Raw genomic sequence first — 22,441 nt, forward strand, 5'->3', positions numbered from 1 at the left:
TAGCCGTGGCTTACCCCGACCGATTCGCGGACTACTTGTAAACCAAGCCCCCGCACACAAAGAATCGGACACCCTCAACGAGACACGCAAGAGAGCCCCGAACAAACGTGAACTACGAGGTAGACGACACACTCCGGCAGTTCCACTTCGTTCGGGACGAAGAGGTCGCAGGTTCAAATCCTGTTATCCCGACCAACACAAACCCGCCTTTCAAGGCGGGTTTTTCGCATTTGGGGGCGTCGGGGTGCATGCTCACCCTCCGCGTTAACGCTCTTGCAACATGGCCCCCATCAAACTGGTGCGTGTACCGCTTCGAGTACACACCTACACCTCAAGGAAGTCCATATGAAACGCATCATCACCAGCGCCGCCGCGTGCGCGATCGCGCTCGGCGCCGTCGCCGCCCCGGCACACGCCGCCACCGTCGGCGAGAAGGACGCGGGCGGGAACTGCGCCGTCACCCTCACGGACATGGAGAAGGAGTTCATCATGGACACCTTCGACCAGGCCAAGCAGATCGGCGCGCACGAGCGCGCCCGCGATTTCATCGCCGCTGTGGAGACGGTCTACCCGGGTGTCATGGCCGCCAACGAGTCCGCTCTCAAAGGCGAGGCGCCGGACTACTCCAAGATCCTGCTGGCAGAGCTGGTCAAGCCGTACACCGATGCGTTGCGGATGCTCGACGAGACCGAACCGACCACCGCCACCACCCTCGAGGGCGTCAACGTGGACGCGTGGATGGTCGGCCCCTCCACCACGCCGATGGCTGAAGCCCCGTTCACCGAGGGCACCGAGCTCTACGAGGCATGGTCCGCAACCCCCAGCGGCATGCTCTTCATGAACCAGCAGCTTATCGACGAAGCTAACGCCGCGGCCGCCACCTCCTGCGCCAGCGGCGACGTGAAGGAGCTGGACTTCCCCACTGCCCCCATCGCGCTGGATAAGACCAAGCCGGGCGACATGAAGGATACCCCGAACGTCGCCGCCATCGTTGGTGGCGTAATCGCTGCCCTGTTGGCGCTGGCTGGCATCGCGGCGGCGTTGCCGATGCTGGGCATTAACCTGCCCGGCATAAGCATGCCCGGCTTGTAGTCCAAAGAGCCGCGTCAATGACACATCCCGCCCACCCCTTAAGAATTGCGGGGTGGACGGGACGTGGCGTCGATAAGCGTGAGGCGTTTAGCGCTTCGCGATCGGGCCAAGCACCTTATCGATCGGGAACGGGAAGAGCAGCGAGATGAGCGACAGCAGGCCGATGATGCCCGAGATGGACAGCACGGCGATCAGCCACGGGCTGGTGGTCGAGGATCCCTGCGCAGAGCCCTCGGAATCGCCCTCCGGCTGGGCCTCAACCGGCGTCATCGTGGTGTCGAAGGTGAGACCGTGGTTAATGCTCTCGATGCCGAGAGCATTATTGACCAGGAAGAACAGGTCAGTCTGGTCGATCTGGCCGGTCACGTTCGCCGCACCCGGGCCGGATGCCGCGACGCGCAGCTGCGCGCCGGTGTGCTGCTGGCCACCGAGGGCGTCCTCGTCCTCGTTTGTCTTGGAGGTGGCGAAGTTGACGGCCATGGTGGAGCCATCCACCGTGGTCAGCTGGGTCACGCGGCCAGCGGTGTTGGCGTTGTCGTAGGTGATCTGCGCGGTGTGGGCGTGGTCGGCGGTGGCGACGATGAGGGTCTCCTCGCCAGTCTCTTCGACCCACTTCTGCACAGCCTGGACGGCCTCGTCGAGCTGACCAACCTCACCGATCAGGCCGCAGGCGTCCGCCTGGTGGTCGGCCTTGTCCGGGGACGCGGACTCGACCTGGAGCAGGAATCCGTTGTCGTTCTGCAGCAGCTCCAGCGCCTTGGAGGTCATCGCGCCCAAGCGCGGGGTCTCCTCGGTGAACTCCGGGTTCGCCACACAGGTCGCCGGCTGCTGGTCGCCACCGTCGGTCGTCGGGATGGACTGGTTGAGCACGCGCGGCATGTTGCCCTCGGAGAACAGGCCCAGCACCGGCTTGTCGGAATTGGCCTCGGCGATGGCCTCAAGCTCGGACGCGTTCGTCACCACCTGGTAGCCGTTGTCCTTCGCGTTGTCCAACACCGACTTGCCGGCGGTCCAGGTGTTGCCGCTGGCGTTCCACTTGCCGCCTTGAACGACCTCGGTGTCGAAGTACTTGCTGCCGCCGCCGAGAGTGACGTCGGCGCGCAGGTCCACGATCTGCTCCGAGATGGAGCCCAAACCGCCGTTTTCACGCAGCTGATCGCCCTTGGCCACCTTCTTGTCGCCGGACGGTGCGTAGTAGGAGCGGTCGAGCGCGTGCGCGGCGAAGGCCGCCGGGGTGGCGTCCTGGATCTCGGCAGTGGAGACGTTGCCGATCTTCATCCCGCGGGCCTTGGCCAGCTCACCCATGGTGGCGACCGGCTTACCGGCGTTGTCCACACCGATGGCGCCGTTGTACGACTTCACGCCGGAGTTCCATGCGGTACCGGTGGCGGCGGAGTCTGCCACGTAGTTTGGCAGGCCGGTCTCCTTATCCAGGGAGAAGGTGGTCAGGTAGCCGGTATAGTCCAGGTTGTCCAGGCCCTCGAAGCGGCCAGCGGAGCCCTTCAGGTAGTTGCGGGCTGCGGTGATCTCGGAATCACCGGTGCCGTCGCCGATCAGGACCACGACGTTCTTCGCCTTGGCGTTGTCGATGCCCTGGCCGTCCTTGCCAAACTGGGCGCAGTCGCCCACCTTCGGAGCTTCGCCAGCGGCGACGAGGTAGCAGAGCTCGTCGCCCGGCTTCGCCTTGGAGCGGTTGGCCAGGGATACGACCTTGTTGTCCTTATTGATCTTCCACGGCTTCTGGCCACCGTCGGTGCCGCCGTTGAGTCCGAGCGCGTTCGCCATGACGTAGAAGGCGTCGGTCTGGTCGAGCTGGCCGTTGACGTTCTCGGAACCCGGACCGAAGCCTGCGATGCGCACCTGGGTGCCGGTGTGCATCATGGAGAAGCCCGGGGTGTCGAACGGGTCGCCGTTTTCCTTCTTGTCAAAAACTGGGTTGCCGTTCTCATCCAACCACGGCTGGGTGCCGAAACCGACGGACATGACCGCGCCGCCGTCCTTCGGGGACTGCAGGCGGGTCACAGCAGAGACGGACGGGCGCCCGTCCGGAATGATCTCGGCGGTGTGTGCGTGGTCGGCGGTGACGACGATCATGGTCTCACCGTCAGCCTTGGCAAAGTCCAGGGCCTCCTTGATCACCTCGTCGATCTGCTCGGTCTCGCCGATCATGCCGCAGGCGTCGGCCGCGTGGTCCGCCTTGTCGATGGATGCGGACTCGACCTGCAGGAAGAAGCCCTTGTCCGCCGAAGGATCGTCGAGAAGCTCGATGGCCTTCTTGGTCATTTCAGCCGCGGACGGCTCGTCACCGCGATCAGCTTCCTTGCAGACCTCGGGCTCGGTGGTGCCATCGGACTTCACCGGCACGGTCTGCTCGAACTTGCGGGTCATGTTTTTGTCGTGGAACAGGCCGAGCACCGGCTGGTCCTGGTTCGCGACGGTGATGCCCTCGAGGCCCTGCTTGTCGTCTACAACCTGGTAGCCCTTGGCAATCGCGTTCTCGCGGACGGACTTGTCGGCCTCCCAGTCGGCGCCACCGTCGTTCTTTTCAGCCAGGAACGGGTTGCGGTTCTCGCCGCCCTCAAGCACCTCAGCGTCGAAGTACTTGCGGCCGCCGCCCAGGGTGACGTCGGCGCGGGTATCGATGATCTGCTCGGAGATGGAGCCGAGACCGCCGTTTTCGCGAGCTTCAGCACCCTTGACCGGCTTCGCGTCGCCGGACGGTGCGTAGTAGCCGCGCTTGGAAATGTGCGAGTGCATCGCACCCGGGGTCGCATCCTGGATCTCCGCAGTGGAGACGTTGCCGGTGCGCATGCCGGCGTTCTTGGCCATCTCCACGAGGTTCTCGTGCGGCTTGCCCGTGATGTCCACGGACAGCGCGCCGTTGTAGGTCTTTCCACCCGTAGACCAGCCGGTCGCAGACGCGGCGGAGTCGGTCACGTACTGGCGCTTGCCGTCCTTGCCCACGGCGAAGGTGGTGTACGCGCCAGACGCGGTGAGCTCGTCCAGGCCTTCGAAGCGGCCGTTCGCGCCCTTGAGGTAGTTGCGCGCCGCGGTGATCTCCTGGTGGCCCATGCCGTCGCCCAGGATGAAAATGACGTTGCGGGCCTGGGCGTCGGAATTGCCCTGGCCGCCCTTGCCGAACTGGGTGCAATCGCCCGGCTGGGGCGCGACGGCGTTGCCTTCGGAATCAATGGTGATGCAGGTGTCCTTGCCGTTGAACGCCTGCTCCGCGGACTGAGCGAGGGAAACCGGCAGGTTCGCCATCGCCAGCGCGGAGACGCTGACGACAGCTGCAACTGCCTTGGATGAGAAACGCATAAGACTTCCTTGAGGTGAGAGGGACGGTTTTTATAACCACGCCGCAAGCTACTCCCAGGTTGCGTACAGAAGGCTACATCCAGGTGAATTTCAGGTTACGCCCGCATCGGCGCAGCTCCCCGGCCCTATATGTGTTGCAGGTAAGTGAAATCGGTGTTCAACTAGCAGCGTTCCTTTTGCTTAACGACGCTCCCGTGCCCCAACCAGGCCCACCACCGCAAGCAGGGCGGACAACAGCACCGCCGAGACGATGCCGCGGTAATCGCCGCCGTTGCCTCCCGCCGACACGGCAGTGGACACCCAGTGCATCGGCGCTGCCTGCGACAACGCCACCCACACAGAGTCAACCTGCGCGGTGGCCGCGGTGCGCCACACCCAGCCGACGAACCCGGTCTGCACCAAGACGAGCAGGCCGGCCACGCCAAGACCAACCCCAGCGCCGAATACTCCATTGAACACAGATGCCAGCCCCGCGCTTGCGAGCGTGCCCAGCAGCAGGCCTACAAACGCAACCCCGTATTCCTGCACGTCAAACCCGGATCCGATCACACCGGCCAGGATGGTGCCCGCAGCGGCAAAAAGCACGGAACCGACGCACAGGATCCACCACTGGCCGCGGGCAGCGAACCACGCCGCCGCCGCGAGCGCGGTGCCGCCCAGCACGGCCATCGCCGCGAGCAGCATCGCGGCAACCGGTGCGAGCGTGGAGCCGGCCGGCGCGTTCTCTGTGGCACCCGGCGCCGCAGCCGGCACTGGCAGGGCCGAGCGCACCGCGCCGACCTTGTCGGCGTTCATGCCCGCCATCTGGTTGATCTTCTCCACGCCGGCGACGAGTTCATCGATGCCGCCGGTGGCCTGCCCGGTCTGCGCCTGCAGCTCACGCAAGCCCGCGGCCAGCTCGGCGGAGCCGTTGGTGGCTGTATATATACCGTCGTGGTAGCCGTAGCCCGGTACCGCGAGTTGGTTGGCCAGGTCGCGGGAGCCGTCGCGAAGCTGGTTCATCTTTGCCACCACGTCCGGCGGCAGCTGCGCGGTCTCTGCCTGGGCCCGCAGGTCCTTCAGCGACTCGCGGGCCTGCACCGCCTCCGGGTCTTTCGCGCCCTTAAGTTCCTCCAGGGAGCGGTCGATCGCGCTGACCACCTGGCCGCGCACCGCCTCAAACCCGGAGACCTGGCCGACCACCTCGCCGATGGAATCCGCCAGCTGCGTCGCGCCCGCGCCCAACTGGCCAGTACCGGCCTGGAGCTGGACCATGCCGTCGGCGAGTTGCTGGGATCCGGACTGGGCGGCCGCGAGGGCGTCGATAAGCTGCTGAGTTTGCCCCTGCGCCTCGCCGATGCCCGCGGCGAGCTGGCCCGCGCCCTCCTTGAGCACCTTCGCCTGCTGCCCGGCCTCACCGGCGGCACGGCGCGCGTCGCCGAGATTGTCCGGGCCGACCTGCGGGGCACCCGAAACCTCAGCATCGCGCCCCGCATTCGCCCACGTGTCGGCCGGATTCATGGGCAAAAACACCCCGACTACCAGCGCCAAAAGCGCACACACCAACCGCCACGCGTTGCCCGATTTCATGGCACTGTTCTTAGCACCCGCACGGGTCTTGCTGCGGGAGGCGCACCGCCAGGAATGCTCACCGTTAGAACCGTGTCGGCAGCCTTGATACTGTCGTAAGGGTTCTTGCCAAAACCATGGAATGAAATGGGTTCACCATGACACTTCCCCTTGTCATCGGGCTCGTCGCAGCGACGGTGGTGCTCTCACCGATCCTCGTGCGAGTCATAGACAAGAAGGCCGGGTACCCGCTCGCGGCGATCCTCTTCGCCGCCGCGGCCGTGCTGGGCTCCAAGTTCACAGAAGTCTCCCGCGGCACGGACCTTGAATGGTCCGTGGAATGGGCGCGCGACGTGATGGGCACGGGCACATCCGTGGACTTCGCGCTGCGCGCAGACGGGCTGGGCATCTTCTTCGCGCTGCTGGCGCTGGTCATCGGCGGCGTGGTCTTTTTGTACTCCGCCGCGTACCTGCCCGAGCGCGACGGCAACACCAGCTTCTACACCATCATGACGGCGTTTACCCTGTCGGTGCTGCTGCTGGTGCTTGCCGACGACGCCGTGTTGCTGTTCATCGCCTGGGAGCTCGTCTCCATCGCGTCGTTCCTGCTCATCGCGCGCTCCGGTTCCTCCGGCGAGGCTGGGTCTTACCGCACCCTGATCCTCACTTTCTTCGGCGGCCTGACGCTGCTGGCTGGCCTGGCCGTGGCCTCCGCGCAGACCGGCACGACACGTCTGCAGGACATCCTCGCCTCCGACGTGTGGGGCGACAACCGCGTCACCGTCGTAGTCGCGCTGCTCATCGCGTTTTCCGCGTTTACCAAGGCCGCGCAGTTCCCGTTCCACTTCTGGCTGCCCGAGGCCATGGCCGCTGCCACCCCGGTCTCCGCGTTCCTGCACGCCGCGGCCGTGGTCAAGGCCGGCATCTACCTGCTGGTACGTTTTTCCACCATCTTCTCGGACGTCGCCGCGTGGAACTACCTGCTTGTCACCGCCGGCCTGTTCACCGCACTGATGTCCGCGCTGTTCGCCATCACCAAGACGGACCTGAAGCACCTCACCGCGTACTCCACGGTGTCCCACCTGGGCTGGATCGTCGCCGCGATCGGCATCGGCACCCCGGTTGCGCTCGCCGCTGCGCTGACGCACACGCTGGCGCACGCGCTGTTTAAGTCCTCGCTGTTCATGCTCATCGGCGTGGTGGACCACGAGGCCGGCTCGCGCGACATGCGCCGCCTGGGCCCGATCTACAACAAGATGCCGTTCACGTTCGCCTCCACCGTTGTCGCCGCCGCATCCATGGCCGCGGTCCCGCCGCTGTTCGGCTTCGTGTCCAAGGAATCCATCCTGGATGCCTTCCACGAATCCCCCTACGGCGCGCTCCTGCTCACGGTGGCCGGCATCGCCGCGTTCCTCACCTTCGTGTACTCGGCGAAGATCGTCTTCGGCGCATTTATCGACGGACCAAAGGACCTCCCCGACGTCCACGAAGCCCCCACCGCCCTCTGGCTGCCCGCCGCGCTGCCCGGCCTGACCTCCGCGGTGCTGCCGTTTGTGCTGTTCTGGGTGGACAACCCCGTCTCCGCAGGCGTGCGGGCTGTGACGGGCGACGACAGCTTCGCCACCCACCTCGCACTCTGGCACGGCGTGACCCCGCCATTCCTGGTGTCGGTGGCAGTTTTGGTCGCTGGCGTGGTGTTCGTGGTGTTCTTCCGCAAGCGCGTCTTCGCAGCACTGGGCAACAAGGACCTTCTGCCAGCAGACGGCACCGAGGTGCTGGCCTGGCTCACCCGCAGCCTGTCCGACCTGGGCAAACAGCTCGGCTCGCTGGCCGACGGCTTCAACCCGTCGCGCCACCTCTTCCCGCTGCTGGCGTCCGTCACCGCGATGGGCCTGTGCGTGATCGTGCTCACCGACGGCATCGACGGCGTCACCCCGGCCCCGCGCGCCGAAGGCCTGGACGTGTGGTGGGACCTCATCCCGTTCGCCATCATCGCGATGTCCGTCCTGGGCATGGTCTTCACCCGCTCCCGCCTCGCCTCCGCCGTGCTGCTCGGCACCGTCGGCGTGGGCATGACCTTGCAGATGTTCCTGCTGGGCGCCCCGGACGTGGCCATGACGCAGTTCCTCGTGGAGGCGCTGACCGTGGTGGTCATCCTGGTGGTGCTTCGCTACCAGCCGCGGATGTTCCCGGAGACGAAGGCTCGTCGCAAGGCTCTTGCCTCCATCTTCGCCCTGATCGCGGGCGTGGTCACCTTCTTCGGCGTCTACGGCCTGACCGGCCGCCGCGACCGCTCCCAACTGGCCGAGTGGTACCTCACCGAAGGTGGCGACGTCACCGGCGCGGACAACATCGTCGCCGTGATCATCGTGGAGTTCCGTGGCGTCGATACCTTGGGCGAGCTGTCCGTGCTCGGCATGGGCGCCGTGGTCATCGCCGCGGTGGTCAGCTCCATGCCGCGCCACATGTTCGAGGCCGGCACCCGCCCGCGCCCGTTCGGCCAGTCCCAGCTCAACTCCATCCCGCTGCGCAAGGCCGCGGCCCTGGTCGCACCGGTGCTGGTGGTGCTGTCCGTGCTGATCTTCTTCCGCGGCCACACCGACCCCGGCGGCGGCTTCGTCGCAGCGCTTGTGATGGCCACGGCGTTCGCCATCAACTACCTGTCGCGCGGCGCGGACGCGGACGTGGTGGAAAACTTCACGCCGATCCGCCTGACCGGCTGGGGCATCATCATCGCGATCTCCTCGGGCTTCCTCGGCTTCATCGAGGGCGGGTTCATGTACGCCATCCACGGCGAGATCGCCGGCGAGCACATGACCACCTCGCTGATCTTCGACTTCGGCATCTACCTCGCCGTGCTCGGCATGGTCACCGCCGCGATCAACGCGCTCGGCGGCTACCTGCGCCCCGGCATGGACCTGTCGGACCTGGACTACACCCGAGACGAAGCGGACAACCCGCTGCCGAGCATCCCCGAGCCCATGCACCCCGAAAACCCCGTGGACGCGCACCCGGACCCGATCAACCCGGCGCACGACCCGCAACCGGTTATCACGAAGGAGCACTAACCCATGGTCATGGCACTTACCATCGCGGTCCTGGTCGCGGGATCCGTGTACCTGGTCCTGCAACGCGGCATGGTGCGCGTCATCTTCGGCATGTCCCTGTTCGGCCACGCCTCAAACCTCACCCTGCTCGCAGCGGGCGTCGGCGCGTGGCGCGGGGAAGCCTTCCCGTCGCGCGTGCCCTTCGAGGACATGGGCGATCCCCTGCCCCAGGCGTTCGTGCTCACCGCCATCGTCATCGCGATGGCCACCACCACGATCCTGCTCATGCTCTCCGCGCTGGGGCGTAACGACGACACCGCGGAGCTGCCCACCGGCACCGACGCCGGCTACTCCAAGATGCGGCTGAGCCCGTCGGCCCTGTCCACCGCCGGCCGCAACGCGCGCCTGAACCAGAAGAAGCTGGAAGAGATCCGCGCACGCGAGATCAGCCACGTTGACAACGAAAGCCTGAGGGTGACCGACTAATGGCCGTAGACGCAATCCTGCCCGTATTTGTGGCGCTGCCGCTGATCGTCTCCGCGGTCACGGCGCTGAGCCCCTGGAAGTGGCTCAACGACGCCCTGGCGATCCTCATCCCCGCCATCAACTTGGCCCTCGGCGTGTGGCTCTACGGCTACACGCGCGACCACGGCACTGTCGGCCACGTCATCGGCCTGTACCAGGGCGGCGTGGGCATCTCCTTCGCCGCCGACACGTTCTCCGCAGTGATGATCGTGACCACCATGATCGTGGCGCTGATGTCCAACTGGTTCGCCATCGTCGTCGGCGAAACCCAGTCCCGGTTCTACGTGCCGCTGTCACTCGTGCTCATCACCGGTGTTTCCGGCGCGTTGCTCACCGCCGACCTGTTCAACTTCTTCGTCATGATCGAGGTGTGCCTGCTGCCGTCCTACGGTCTGATCGCCATGACGGGCACCCGCCACCGCCTGTTGTCCGCGCGCATGTTCGTGCTGGTGAACCTGGCGGCGTCGACAATGCTGGTGCTCGGCGTGGGCTACCTCTACGCCGTCACCGGCGCCGTGAACCTGGCGTCGCTGCAGGGCGTGGCCGCGGGCGGCGGCCCGGCGACGGTGGCCGCCGGCATCGTCGTCATCGCCATCGCCGCAAAGGCCGGCGTGTTCCCCGTCTACACCTGGCTGCCGCGCACCTACCCATCCACCTCCGCGGCCGTGATGGGCCTGTTCTCCGGCCTGCACACCAAAGTGGCCGTGTACATGCTGTTCCGCATCTGGGTGATCATGTTCGACATGGACCCGCGCTGGAACACGCTGCTCATCGTGGTCATGGTCATCTCCATGATCATCGGCGGCTTCGCCGGCCTGGCCGAAGCCACCATGCGCCGCGTGCTGGCCTACCAGATGGTCAACGGCATGCCGTTCATCCTGATCATGCTGGCCTTTACTAACGACGACGCACGCTACGCCCTCGCCGCCGGCCTGCTCTACACCCTGCACCACATGATCACCATCGCCGCGCTGGTGCTGAACTCCGGCGCGATTGAGGAAACCTACGGCACCGGCACCATGGCGAAACTCTCCGGCATCGCCCGGCGCGACCCGTGGACGTCCGCCGTGTTCGTCGCCGGCGCGTTTTCCATCGTGGGCTTCCCGCCGTTTTCCGGCATCTTCGGCAAGGTCACCGTCGTGCTGGCAGCCGCCTCCGCCGGGGACTGGCGCTCCTGGGTGGCCATCACCGCCATCATCGTCGCCTCCTTCGGCGCGCTTTTGTCCATGATGCGCATGTGGCAGCGCGTGTTCTGGGGCAGGCCGATGCAGAACTACCCCGAGGCGCTCAACGTGCGCGTGAGCTTCATGCTGCCGTCCGCAGTGCTGATGGTCATGTCGCTGTGCATGTTCATCTTCGCCGGCCACATGTGGGACATCACCACCAACGCCGTCGACGACCTGCTCGACGTTGACGCCTACACCACCGCCGTGCTCGGCGAGGACCCCATCGGCGTCCCCGCACCCGGCGACACCTTCGGCGCCCAAACCAATGGAGGCGAAAACTAATGCGAAGCTTCTTCCACGGCGTGGGATACGCCATCTGGATTGCCAAAGAGATCTTCGTGGCCGGCTTCGACGCCGTCGCCAAGGCATTCAACCCGGCCACAAAGTTCGACCCCATCGTCATCTACTACCCACTGCGCATAAACACCGACTGGGACGTGTTCTGGTTTTCCACCTCCATCACCGCAACGCCGGGCACCTTATCCTTGGGGCTGCGCCACCCCGTCAGCGACAACGGTCCGCTCACCCTGCTGGTGCAGGCGGCGTTCGGCTCGGACCCGGAAGAGGTCATTGCGGGGTTGGCGGATATGGAGGAGCACCTTCGGCCGTCGCTAAGCAAAAGCCCCATCGACCCGAAAACCGTGGCCTGGGAACCCTACGTCGACCACGGCCCAGACCACCACGGCGACCACGTGCCGCCAGCCGAAAGGATGGTGTAAACCATGTTCACCACAATCATGCAGGTCTGCCTGATCATCATGGCGGTCAGCCTGCTGATCTCCCTGGCCGGGGTCATCCTGACCAAAGATGAGCTCTCCCGCGCCGTGATGGCCGACATGATCTTCTACGCCATGATCGCCATCTTCCTGGTGTGGACGCTGTTCAACTCGTCCGCCATCGCCTACGAAATCCCGCTGCTCGCCGGCCTAGTGTGCGGCGTGATCCCGACGATCTCCATGGCCCGCATCATCTCGAGAGGACGCCGCTAGACATGACCATCGCCGAAATTATCGTCGCTGCCCTCGTCATCGTCGCCACCATCTGCGTGGTCGCCACCACCATCCTGCAACTGCGCGCCCCCGACGCGCTGACCCGCGTGAACCTGCTCGGCCCGCTCGTGGTCGTGGCCTTTCCCATCCTCATCGTGGCCAAACTCATCCACTCCTGGACCACCACCGGCTTCGACCTCAATGACTTCATCCGCGCCGTGCTGGCCATCTTCGCGGTGTGGATCGTCGGCTCCGTCGCGTCCTTCATCATGGGCCGCTCCCTGTACGGCGTGACCGTCTCCGACAAAACCACCTTCGCCGAACCTCGCAACCACTAACGTAATGAGCTTGTGAGCACTAGCGACGACGCGTACGTCACGGACCTGGCACTGCGCGCCGGCCGTGGCGACAAACACGCGCTCACCGAATTCATCCGGCTCACCCAAAACGACGTGTGGCGCCTTCTGGCCCACCTCGCCGGCCCCCAGCACGCCGACGACCTGACGCAAGAGACCTACCTGCGCGTCCTCGGCTCCCTGCCTCGCTTCCAGGCCCGCTCCACCGCGCGCACCTGGCTGCTGTCACTCGCGCGCCGCGCTTGGGTCGACTCCGTGCGCCACGACATGGCCCGCCCCCGCAAATCCGCCGCCGAATACGAAGACGTCGCCGCCGCCAACCCCAGCCCCGACAACCCCAACACCTGGGGCGACGTCATCGATGCGCGCTCGCTTCTCGACGAGCTACCGCCCGAACGCCGCGAAGCCCTCGTCCTGACGCAAGTGATGGGCTACACCTACGAGGAAGCCGCCCGCATCGCCGGAGTCCGCGTCGGCACCATCAGATCCCGCGTTGCTCGGGCACGCAGGGATCTGGTTGCCGGGAGTAACTAGGCGGGTAGAGCTAGAGTTGAAGACATGCGTATCTCTCGATCAATTGCACTGACCACCCTTGCGGCGGTGACGGCTCTGTCGGTGGCTGGGTGTGCGTCGGAAAGCGACGACGCCCCCACAGAGCACGCTGACCCCGCTGAACAAGCTGACCACGGTGGGCACGGTGGGCACGACCACCCGGCGGACGGCGGGCCTGCCCCGGCCGGCATCGCCGAGGCGGCCGACCCGACCTACCCCGTGGGCACCGAAGTCACGCTCACCGCCGACCACATGCCCGGCATGGACGGCGCCACCGCAACCATCTCCGGCGTCTTCGACACCACCGCCTACGCCGTGTCCTACACCCCCACGGACGGCGGCGACCCGGTGACCAACCACAAGTGGGTCGTGCAGGAAGAGCTCGACGGTGTTGGCAGCGAGAAGCTTGGCGCGGGCGACACGGCCACGATCACCGCCGAGCACATGTCCGGCATGCAGGGCGCGGAGGCGACCATCGACTCCGCCACCGACGAGACGGTCTACATGGTCGACATCGATTCGCCGGAAATGACCATGAAGCGGCACAAGTGGGTCGTCGAAAGCGAAATCCAGCCCAAGTAGAACCTTTGAATAGACTGATCACACTATGTTGAAGAACGCACTCTTAATTTCATTCGCCTTCATCGGCACCGTCGTCGGCGCCGGCTTCGCCTCCGGCCAGGAAGCGATGCTGTACTTCTCCGCCTTCGGCACCCAAGGCCTCTGGGGCGCAGTCCTGGGCTCCGCGCTCATGCTCATCGCCGGTGTGACCATTCTCCAGCTCGGCTCGTTCTTCCAAGCCAAAGAGCACATGGAAGTCCTCGGCTCAATCTCCTCGAAGGTGATGGGCTGGATCCTGGACATCGCCACCATCGTCACCCTGTTCTCCATCGGGTTTGTCATGTTCGCCGGCGCCGGCGCCAACCTGAACCAGCAGTTCGGCATCCCCGTGTGGATCGGCGCGGTGCTCATGCTCGCCGCCACCATCGGATTCGGCATGCTCGACGTGGACAAAGTCACCGGCGCCATCGGCGCACTCACCCCGTTTCTGCTGATCTTTGTCATCTTCGGCTGCGGCTGGACGCTGATCAACTCCCACCCGGACTGGGAGGCGCTCAACGCCGCGGCCGCGCAGGTGGACACCTCCCTGCCCAACTGGTGGATCTCCGCATTGAACTACACCGGCCTGAACGTCATGTGCGTGGTGTCCATGGCACTGGTCATCGGCGGCAACCAGCTAGACACCCGCGCAGCCGGCCTCGGCGGCCTCTTCGGCGGCATCGGCTACCTGGTCATGCTCATGCTGCTGGCCATGGCGCTGCTGGTCAAGATCGACACCGTCGAAGGCCAGGACATGCCGCTTCTGGCCCTGATTTCGGACATCAACCCCACCATGGGCCTGATCATGTCCCTGGTCATCTTCGGCATGATTTTCGCCACCTGCCTGGGCATGTTCTTCGCCCTGGGCAAGCGCCTCTCCCGCGGCCGCGAAGACAAGTTCCGCATCATCTTCATCTCCGCCTGCCTGATCGGCTTCGTGCTGTCGTTCGTGGGCTTCCAGCAGCTCGTGTCCACCGTCTACCCGATCCTGGGCTACCTTGGCCTGCTGCTCATCGTCGTGATGACGCTCGCGTGGATCCGCGGCATCCCGAAGCTGCGCAAGGAAGGCGACCGCCGCCGTCGCGCGCTTGAGCTGACCCGCAAGAAGATGGACCCGGCCGAGCGCTTCACCAAAAACGACGAGCGCGAGCTGGAGTACCTCACCGCCAAGTCCAACGTGGACGAAGAGGAGCTCGTCGAGGCCCTCGAAGAGGAAGTCGCCCAGGAGCTGATCGACGACGAGGAGAGCGAGTTCGAGGAGGACGACATCGACAATCCCTCCGACGTCGTCTACGTCTCCTACACCGACCCCGTCTCCGCCGACGAGTACGCGGCCAACCCCGACGAGCCGTGGAACGACCGCACCGTCGACGACATGATCGCCGCAGAAGAGGCCGAAGAGGCCGCAGCCGGGCCGGACAACAGCCTGGGCGGCGACGCCAACGAGGCGGAAGACGCTGTGGAGGAAACCGGCGGCTCCACCGCTGTTTCCGCGAAGGGCACCGGCTCCACAAAGCTGTAGTGTTTTCAACGCCGAAGCCCCACTGACGTTCCCCGGCGGAATCTGTCAGTGGGGCTTTATCGTGCCTGGTCGGCACAAACGGGCGGCGGGATTTGTCAGCGCCGCCGCGCTACACCAGAAGCTCGGCGATCTGGATGGTGTTTAGCGCCGCACCCTTGCGCAGGTTGTCGCCGGCGACGACGAGCACGAGCCCGCGGCCGCCGTCGACGGACTGGTCCTGGCGGATGCGGCCAACCAGAGACTCGTCGATGCCGGTCGCAGCGCGCGGCGTCGGCACGTCCACCACTTTCACGCCCGGCGCGCCCGCCAGGGTCTCCTCCGCCTGCTGCGGGGTGACGGCCTGCTCGAACTCGGCGTGCACGACCATCGTGTGGCCGGTGAACACTGGCACGCGCACGCACGTGCCCGCCACCTTCAGCTCCGGGATCCCCAGGATCTTGCGCGATTCGTTGCGCAGTTTCTGCTCTTCGTCGGTTTCGGCGGAGCCGTCGTCGACAAGCGAGCCCGCAAACGGCAGCGCGTTGAACGCGATGGGCTCCACGTACGGCCCGAGATCGCTTGGCTTTTCGACGTCCTCCCGGACCAGCCCACGCGGATCCCCCAACTCCTCGACCTGGGTGGCCAGCGCCTCCACCCCGGCCAGGCCAGAGCCGGAGACAGCCTGGTAGGACGCGACGCGGAGGGTGGTCAGGCCGAACGCGTCGTGCAGCGGCTTGAGCACCGGCATCGCCGCCATGGTGGTGCAGTTCGGGTTGGCGATGATGCCCTTGGGCAGCTCGCGCGCGGCCTCCGGGTTGACCTCGGAGACGATCAGCGGGACCTCGTCGTCCTTGCGCCACGCCGAGGAGTTGTCCACCACGGTCGCGCCCGCGGCGGCGAACACCGGCGCCCACTCGCGCGAGGTGGACCCGCCGGCGGAGAACAACGCGATGTCGACGTCGGCGACGGATTCCTCGGTGACCTGGGTGAGGTCCTCGACGGTGGTGTCCTCGCCGCGGAATTCGAGGGTCGTGCCCGCGGAACGCGGAGAGGCGAAGAAGCGCACCTTGTCGGCTGGGAAGTTGCGCTCGGTGAGGATGTCGCGCATCACGCGGCCGACCTGGCCGGTGGCGCCGACGACTGCAAGGGTGGTCATTGAAACCTCTTTCTAACGTCCGGTGCCTGCGTAGACCACGGCCGGCTCGTCGCCGCCGAGGTCGAACTTGGTGTGGATCGCGCGCGCGGCCTCGGCCACGTCCGCCTGCCGCACCACGGCGGTGATGCGGATCTCGGAGGTGGTGATCATCTCGATGTTGATGCCGGCGTCGCGCAGCGCGTCGCAGAAGTCGGCGGTGACCCCCGGGTGGGACTTCATGCCGGCTCCGACGAGGGAGACTTTGCCGATCTGGTCGTCGTAGCTCAAATCCTCCCAGCCCTCGGTGGCCTGCAGGACGCGCAGTTTCTCCATGGTGCGCGCGCCGTCAGCCTTGGGCAGGGTGAAGGTGATGTCGGTCTTGTTGTCGTGCGAGTTGGAGATGTTCTGGATCACCATGTCGATGTTGACTTCGCCGTCGGCGAGCTCGCGGAAGACCTTGGCGGCCTCGCCGACCTCGTCTTTGATGCCCAGGATGGTGATCTTGGCCTCCGAGTCGTCGGTGGCCACGCCGGAAAGTACTGCTTCTTCCATGGGGATATCCTCCAATGCTCCGGCCACCAGGGTGCCGGTATCTGTGCTGTAAGACGAGCGCACCCGCATGGGCACGTTGAACGCGCGGGCGTACTCCACGCTGCGCAACACCAGGATCTTGGACCCGGATGCGGCAAGCTCGAGCATCTCCTCGAAGCAGAGCTTGTCCAGCTTGCGCGCGTCGGGCACGATGCGCGGGTCGGCGGTGTAGACGCCGTCGACGTCGGAGTAGATCTCGCATTCGTCGGCGCCCATCGCCGCGGCTAGGGCCACGGCGGTGGTGTCGGAGCCGCCGCGGCCGAGTGTGGTCACGTCCTTGGTTTCACGGTTCACACCCTGGAAGCCGGCGACGATGGCGATCTTGCCTTCGTCGACTGCCTCCTGCACACGCCCCGGGGTGACTTCGAGGATGCGGGCGTTGCCGTGGCGTTCGGTGGTGATCACGCCGGCCTGGGAGCCGGTGAACGACTGCACCTTCTCCCCCAGCGCGTGCACCGCCATGGCCACCAGCGAGTTGGAGATGCGCTCGCCGGCGGTGAGCAGCATGTCCATTTCGCGCGCGGGCGGGGTGGGGTTGACTTCGGCGGCGAGGTCGAGCAGTTCGTCGGTGGTGTCGCCCATGGCGGAGCAGACCACCACGACGTCGTTGCCGGCGCGGCGCGTGTCCACGATCCGCTGGGCGACGGCCTTGATCCGCTCCGCGCTTTCCAGGGAGGAGCCCCCGTATTTCTGAACGATCAGTGCCATTCGTACCTCCGCGGATCTGGGTGCATTCCAGCGTTCAAGAATAGCGTCCCAAAACCGTCGTTTCAGCCACTCGAGTTAATATCATTCACCGTGCACAACAATTTTCTCGCCGTCGCGTTCGCGCTGATCTCGGCCGCGACCATGGCGGCGGGGACCGTGTGGCGCCACCGCATCATGCGCGCGGGCGCCTCGGAGGGGGAGAACAACGACTCCCCCATGCAGTCCATCAAACGCCCGGCGTGGTGGGCGTCGATGGGCATCGCGTTTGTGGCGTACGGCTTCCAGGCGGCGGCGCTGGCATTCGGGTCCCTGCTGGTGGTGCAGCCGATCCTGGCGCTGTCTTTGATGCTCACGTTGCTGTTTTCGGCGTGGGCGGACAAGCGCCATATGCACACCGCGGAGGCGTTTTGGGCGGTGCTGCTGACCGCGAGTGTGGGCGGGGTGGTCGTACTCGGCCGCCCGCTGCCCGGCGAGCGCGACCCCGCCACCTGGGAGTGGGGTGTTGTCGTGGGCACCGCGGTCGCGATCATCGCGGCCTCCTACGCCATTGCTTCTCGACGTCCCCCGGCCAGCAAAGCCCTCATCTTCGGCTCCGCCTGCGGCGCCATGTACGGCTACCAGGCCGTGTTTTCCAAAGTGGCGGTCGACGGCTTCGTCCACGGCGGCGTGCCCGGCCTGCTGGCCACGTGGCAGCTGTGGGCCATGCTGCTGGCGGCCACGGCCGGCACGGTCGTGCAGCAATACGCGTTCGCCGCGGGCAACCTGGCCACCTCGCTTCCGGCGTCGAAGATCATCGAGCCGCTCGTCGCGTTTTCCCTGGGCGTGTTTTTGCTCGGAGAATCCTTCCGTGTTGATTCGGCTGCCGGGTGGGCGGCCGTTGGGACGTCGATAGGCGTGATGCTCGTCTCCGCCGCAATGCTTACACGCGTATCCATCCGATGACCGCGGGTGGATATAAATCCCGCGCGACAACACCTGCCTGACGTAAGGTGTGCCACATGTCGCACAGGGCGCTTCTCCTTCTACGCCGCGGCGGGAATCAGGCCAACTAACACGGCCGGCACCCCGTCGCGGAGTTTCTGTTGGCCGGCCGTGGAACACCCCCAACAAAGGAGAGCTCCAATGACCGACTTTTTCGCACCCCGCGAGATCCAAACCCCCTCCGGCCCGCGAGGCGACGGCCAGCCCGCGTGGAACAAGCAGCGCGGCTCGCAGATGCCGGTAGAGCGCTACCTCACCTTCGCCGAAGAAGTCGAAGACATCCAGCTGCCGGACCGCACCTGGCCCGACAAGAAAATCACCAGCGCGCCGCAGTGGTGCGCCGTGGACCTGCGCGACGGCAACCAAGCGCTAATCGACCCGATGAGCCCCGAACGCAAACGCCGCATGTTCAACCTGCTGGTGGAAATGGGCTTCAAGGAGATCGAGGTGGGCTTCCCGTCCGCCTCTCAAACGGACTTCGACTTCGTGCGCGAGATCATTGAACAGGACATGATCCCCGACGACGTGACCATCCAGGTCCTCGTGCAAGCTCGCGAGCACCTGATCCGCCGCACCTTCGAGGCCTGCGCCGGCGCGAAGAACGTCATCGTGCACTTCTACAACTCCACCTCGAAGCTGCAGCGCCGCGCGGTCTTCCGCAAGGACCGCGACGCGATTAAGAAGCTGGCCACCGACGCCGCCGCCTTGATCAAGACCATCGCCGCCGACTACCCGGACACCAACTGGCGCTGGGAGTACTCGCCCGAGTCCTTCACCGGCACCGAGCTGGACTTTGCCAAGGAAGTCTGCGACGCGGTCGTGGACGTCATGGCGCCGACGCCGGAGAACCCGATGATCATCAACTTGCCGTCCACGGTGGAGATGATCACCCCCAACGTCTACGCCGACTCCATCGAGTGGATGCACCGCAACTTGAACAACCGCGAGTCCATCATCATCTCCCTGCACCCGCACAACGACCGCGGCACCGGTGTGGCCGCGGCCGAGCTGGGGTATATGGCCGGTGGCGACCGCATCGAGGGCTGCCTGTTCGGCAACGGCGAGCGCACCGGCAACGTCGACCTGGTCACCCTGGGGTTGAACATGCTCACCCAGGGCGTGGACCCGCAAATCGACTTCTCCGACATCACCCGCATCCGCGAAGTCGTCGAGTACTGCAACCAGCTGCGCGTGCCGGAGCGCCACCCCTACGGCGGCGACCTGGTCTTCACCGCGTTCTCCGGCTCGCACCAAGACGCGATTAATAAGGGGCTGGACGCGCTGGCGCAGACCGTGCGCCCGGACGCCACCAGCTCCGACGTCACCTGGGAAGAGCTGAGCGAAACCACCTGGGAGGTGCCGTACCTGCCCATCGACCCGAAAGACGTCGGCCGCACCTACGAGGCCGTGATCCGCGTGAACTCGCAGTCCGGCAAGGGCGGGGTGGCCTACATCATGAAGACGGACCACGGCATCAACATGCCGCGCGCCATGCAGCCGGAGTTTTCCGCCATCGTGCAAAACATCACCGACTCGGAGGGCGGCGAGGTCAACTCGAAGAACATGTGGGACGTCTTCGCCACCACCTACCTGGACCTGGATTCGCCGCTGGAGCTGGCACACTACCGCATCGACGCCGCCGAGGAGGAAGGCCAGGACACCCGCGTCGCAGCGACGGTGGCCTACGAGGGCGCGTCCCGCGAGGTCGCGGGCACCGGCAACGGCCCGATCGCGGCGTTCGCGAACGCGCTGGAGCAGGTCGGCATCGACTTCGAGGTGCAGGACTACTCGCAGCGCGCCCGCACGGCCGGCGACGACGCGGACGCGGTCTGCTACATCCACGCGGACGTCGACGGCACCTCCGCGTGGGGTGTGGGTATCGCCGGGTCGACCACGCGCGCGTCGCTGGAGGCGATCGTCTCGGCGGTCAACCGCTCGACTGCCGCAAACTAGCCCCCGCGCGCTATACTTGCGTGACTTGACCACACATTTCAGCGGGAGGTTGCGTGATGGCTATGTACGAGGTGCCTGCGGGCACCCGTCGCCTCCCCGTGGAGCGTTTGCCTATCAACGCCCCTTCGGCCACCCTCACCCCGGACCTCGACGTAGTGGTGGACGGTGAAGTCGTCGGCTCGGTGGAGGACGCGGAGCTGGCCCAGCTGGCCGCGGCTGGCGTGACCCCGGTGGTGGCCACCGACGGCGGTGCGGTTGTACTGCCGCCAGCGGGTCAGGTGCTGCCAGTGAACACCCCGCCGCGCGAGCCTTGGGCACTGCTGCCCGCTGGCGAGCGCTACGTGGCTGAACTGCACGAAGAGCTGCCGGTGGAGGCGCCGGCGCAGGTGCTGGTGTCGATGGGTTTCGACGATGCCGGCGACATCGAGCTGTGCGTCGACGGCGACATTGTCGGCGAGCTGGACCCGGCCGCCGGCGAGGCGCTGACCCCAACGCTGCGGCGTTTAGAGGACCGCGGGCTTATCGCGGTGGCGCGCGGCTACACCACCGCGGTGGTAGGCGGCACCTCACTAGCCGTCATCGCAGGCCCGATCGAAGGCGACGACATCTCTATCTCCCCGCTTCCGCCGGTCGTGCGCGAGGTGGAGGTAGCGCACCCGGGCACGAACTTCTTCGCCACCGTGGACGCTGAAGCCGCGGCTCTGGCGGCGGACACCGAGGAGTCCCCGACGGACGCCACGCGCGAGCCGAGCACGGTCCGCGGCCCGCTGATCGCCGCGACGGTCGTGGCGCTCGTGCTGGCTGGCATCGGCACCGTGGTGATGAGCTCACCGTCGAGCATGCAGCGCGACTCCACCTCGGCGTACCGGGAAACCACGGAGGTCTCGGAGCCGAGCAGCTCTACCGAGTCAACTGAGCCAACGGCGACCACTGAGCCGACGGAGCCCACCGAACCTTCGGAGTCGACCTCTCAGTTCAGCACCGCGCTGCCGGAGAAGGCCCCGGAGCCGGTGGTGGAGGTCCAGCAGCCCGCGCCTGCCCCGCAGCCACAGCAAGCCCCGGTGCAGCGTGCGCCCGCGCCTGCCCCGGCACCCGCACCGGCGCCGCGTCAGCAGGCACCCGCCCCCGCCCCCGCTCCCGCGCCAGCCCCGGCACCCGAGCCTGCGCCAGCCCCCGCCCCCGCCCCCGCTCCTGCTCCCGCGCCAGCGCCTGCCCCGCAACAACAGCAGTACGAATACTCCATCGGCGGGCTGAAGGTGCGCTCCAACACCAGGCTGGATCAGCCCCTGTACGAGGTAGCCGAGCCGTAAGCTACCTTGGAACGATGACTGAGAACGACTACCCCTACGTGGCGCTGTTTACACAGGCCACGGGGATTCACCCGTCGACGGGGCGCCTGCTCACCATCGACGCGGTCACGTTCGACGTCGCCGGGCGCGTGGGCGAGGAGTTCCACGCCGTAGTTAACCCCGCCACCGATCCCGGCCCCGCCCACACCCACGGCCTGACCCCGCACGACTTCGCCCAAGCCCCACGCTTTTCCCGCTTCTTGCGCACGCTGGACAAGCTTCTCGACGGCCGCGTGGTAGTCACCCACGACTCCCCCGTCACCTGGGGATACATTGTTTCCGAGGCGCGCCGCGCCATGAACGCCGCGGCCCGGGCGAACCGTTCGCGCCGCGGCCGCGGCAACAGGCGCCGCCAGCGTGTCGGCCACGTCCCCAAGCCAACCGCGATCGTGGACCTGCTCGCCACCGCCCGCCGGCAGAGCCACATCCCGGTGGACACCCGCATCAACGCCGTGGCCAACCTCGTCGGCGTAGCGTCCACCCCGCCGACCGCTTCCACCGAGCGCATCGGCGAGCCCGAAACGGACTTCTCACGCGGCCAAACCCTGAAACTGGTGGCCATGCACCTCCAGCTCGCCCCCGGCGGGCTCGTCGAGCTCAACCCCGAGGATCTGGCGCCGGACGCATTCGGGTTGCAGCGCTCGTCGATACGCGTGGATGCGGAAAAAGCCCCCGCCGTCGGCGCGAACCCGGGGCGCCTCGGCAAAGGCGGGCTGCTGCGCGGCATGGAGTTCGTCGTCTCCGACGACATCGCCCTCGACCCCGACGACCTCATCGACGCCGGCGTGCGCGCAGGGCTGACCTACCGCGAAAAGCTCACCCGCGAAACCTCCGTCGCCGTCTCCGACGCCATGGAGCGCGGCGCTGAGCTGCGCGGAAAAGCCATGCACGCCCACCGCAAAGAAATCCCAGTCGTCTCCGGGGAAGAATTCGCACGGCTAGTCGGCCAGATGGAATCCGCGGAGTAGCC

The 22,441-nt window shown here is 66.3% G+C and carries 18 protein-coding genes; 14 read left to right on the plus strand and 4 right to left on the minus strand.

Features of this window, described 5'->3' with window-relative positions:
* The first annotated feature begins 345 nt into the window (after positions 1–345).
* Positions 346–1,092, plus strand: a complete 747-nt coding sequence (locus NUW87_RS10195; protein ID WP_269028403.1) for a hypothetical protein — start codon at positions 346–348, stop codon at positions 1,090–1,092.
* An 87-nt stretch (positions 1,093–1,179) separates the two neighbouring features.
* Here the strand turns inward: NUW87_RS10195 and NUW87_RS10200 are convergent, their stop codons facing one another.
* On the minus strand, positions 1,180–4,410 hold the full coding sequence (locus tag NUW87_RS10200) for an alkaline phosphatase (RefSeq protein ID WP_269028405.1): 3,231 nt from the start codon (positions 4,408–4,410) through the stop codon (positions 1,180–1,182).
* Positions 4,411–4,590: 180 nt separating this feature from the next.
* On the minus strand, positions 4,591–5,979 hold the full coding sequence (locus NUW87_RS10205; RefSeq protein ID WP_269028406.1) for a hypothetical protein: 1,389 nt from the start codon (positions 5,977–5,979) through the stop codon (positions 4,591–4,593).
* Between the two features lie 137 nt (positions 5,980–6,116).
* Between NUW87_RS10205 and NUW87_RS10210 the strand changes: the two genes are divergently transcribed.
* Genes NUW87_RS10210 through NUW87_RS10250 form a run of 9 tightly spaced genes read left to right on the plus strand, consistent with a single transcriptional unit; the run spans position 6,117 to position 14,775 of the window.
* Positions 6,117–9,026, plus strand: a complete 2,910-nt coding sequence (locus NUW87_RS10210) for a DUF4040 family protein (RefSeq protein ID WP_269028408.1) — start codon at positions 6,117–6,119, stop codon at positions 9,024–9,026.
* A 3-nt stretch (positions 9,027–9,029) separates the two neighbouring features.
* A complete protein-coding gene (locus NUW87_RS10215) occupies positions 9,030–9,491 on the plus strand; it encodes a cation:proton antiporter subunit C (RefSeq protein WP_034996923.1) in 462 nt (153 codons plus the stop codon).
* Positions 9,491–11,038, plus strand: a complete 1,548-nt coding sequence (locus NUW87_RS10220; protein WP_269028409.1) for a monovalent cation/H+ antiporter subunit D family protein — start codon at positions 9,491–9,493, stop codon at positions 11,036–11,038. Before NUW87_RS10215 ends, NUW87_RS10220 begins: the two co-directional genes overlap by 1 nt.
* Positions 11,038–11,475 (plus strand): monovalent cation/H+ antiporter subunit E, encoded by a 438-nt coding sequence (locus tag NUW87_RS10225; RefSeq protein WP_269028410.1) that lies wholly within the window; start codon positions 11,038–11,040, stop codon positions 11,473–11,475. The genes NUW87_RS10220 and NUW87_RS10225 overlap by 1 nt, the downstream gene beginning before the upstream one ends.
* Before the next feature lie 3 nt (positions 11,476–11,478).
* Positions 11,479–11,745 carry a cation:proton antiporter gene (locus tag NUW87_RS10230; protein WP_269028411.1) on the plus strand — a complete coding sequence of 89 codons (267 nt, stop codon included), beginning with the start codon at positions 11,479–11,481 and terminating at the stop codon, positions 11,743–11,745.
* A gap of 2 nt (positions 11,746–11,747) precedes the next feature.
* Positions 11,748–12,083, plus strand: a complete 336-nt coding sequence (locus NUW87_RS10235; protein WP_269028412.1) for a Na+/H+ antiporter subunit G — start codon at positions 11,748–11,750, stop codon at positions 12,081–12,083.
* Between the two features lie 12 nt (positions 12,084–12,095).
* Complete coding sequence (locus tag NUW87_RS10240; RefSeq protein ID WP_269028413.1) at positions 12,096–12,635, plus strand: RNA polymerase sigma factor; 540 nt, start codon at positions 12,096–12,098, stop codon at positions 12,633–12,635.
* Positions 12,636–12,659: 24 nt separating this feature from the next.
* Positions 12,660–13,235: a YdhK family protein gene (locus NUW87_RS10245; protein WP_269028415.1), complete on the plus strand. Its 576-nt coding sequence runs from the start codon at positions 12,660–12,662 to the stop codon at positions 13,233–13,235.
* Between the two features lie 25 nt (positions 13,236–13,260).
* Positions 13,261–14,775, plus strand: coding sequence for a YkvI family membrane protein (locus NUW87_RS10250; protein WP_269028416.1), 1,515 nt, complete (start codon positions 13,261–13,263; stop codon positions 14,773–14,775).
* 109 nt (positions 14,776–14,884) lie between these two features.
* Here the strand turns inward: NUW87_RS10250 and NUW87_RS10255 are convergent, their stop codons facing one another.
* Both NUW87_RS10255 and NUW87_RS10260 read right to left on the minus strand, forming a co-directional pair.
* On the minus strand, positions 14,885–15,910 hold the full coding sequence (locus NUW87_RS10255; RefSeq protein WP_269028417.1) for an aspartate-semialdehyde dehydrogenase: 1,026 nt from the start codon (positions 15,908–15,910) through the stop codon (positions 14,885–14,887).
* 12 nt (positions 15,911–15,922) lie between these two features.
* Positions 15,923–17,188: an aspartate kinase gene (locus NUW87_RS10260; RefSeq protein WP_269028418.1), complete on the minus strand. Its 1,266-nt coding sequence runs from the start codon at positions 17,186–17,188 to the stop codon at positions 15,923–15,925.
* A 90-nt stretch (positions 17,189–17,278) separates the two neighbouring features.
* Between NUW87_RS10260 and NUW87_RS10265 the strand changes: the two genes are divergently transcribed.
* From NUW87_RS10265 to NUW87_RS10280, 4 genes are all read left to right on the plus strand, one after another.
* Entirely contained in the window at positions 17,279–18,130 is an 852-nt protein-coding gene (locus tag NUW87_RS10265) for a DMT family transporter (RefSeq protein WP_034996911.1), read from the plus strand.
* A 180-nt stretch (positions 18,131–18,310) separates the two neighbouring features.
* Complete coding sequence (gene leuA / locus NUW87_RS10270) at positions 18,311–20,122, plus strand: 2-isopropylmalate synthase (protein WP_269028419.1); 1,812 nt, start codon at positions 18,311–18,313, stop codon at positions 20,120–20,122.
* A gap of 56 nt (positions 20,123–20,178) precedes the next feature.
* Positions 20,179–21,432, plus strand: a complete 1,254-nt coding sequence (locus tag NUW87_RS10275) for a hypothetical protein (RefSeq protein ID WP_269028421.1) — start codon at positions 20,179–20,181, stop codon at positions 21,430–21,432.
* Between the two features lie 14 nt (positions 21,433–21,446).
* The gene (locus tag NUW87_RS10280; protein WP_269028422.1) at positions 21,447–22,439 is read left to right on the plus strand and encodes an exonuclease domain-containing protein; all 993 of its coding nucleotides are present in this window, start codon (positions 21,447–21,449) and stop codon (positions 22,437–22,439) included.
* The last annotated feature ends 2 nt before the right edge of the window (positions 22,440–22,441 follow it).

The organism is Corynebacterium pilbarense, from assembly GCF_026930265.1.
GTDB lineage: Bacteria > Actinomycetota > Actinomycetes > Mycobacteriales > Mycobacteriaceae > Corynebacterium > Corynebacterium pilbarense.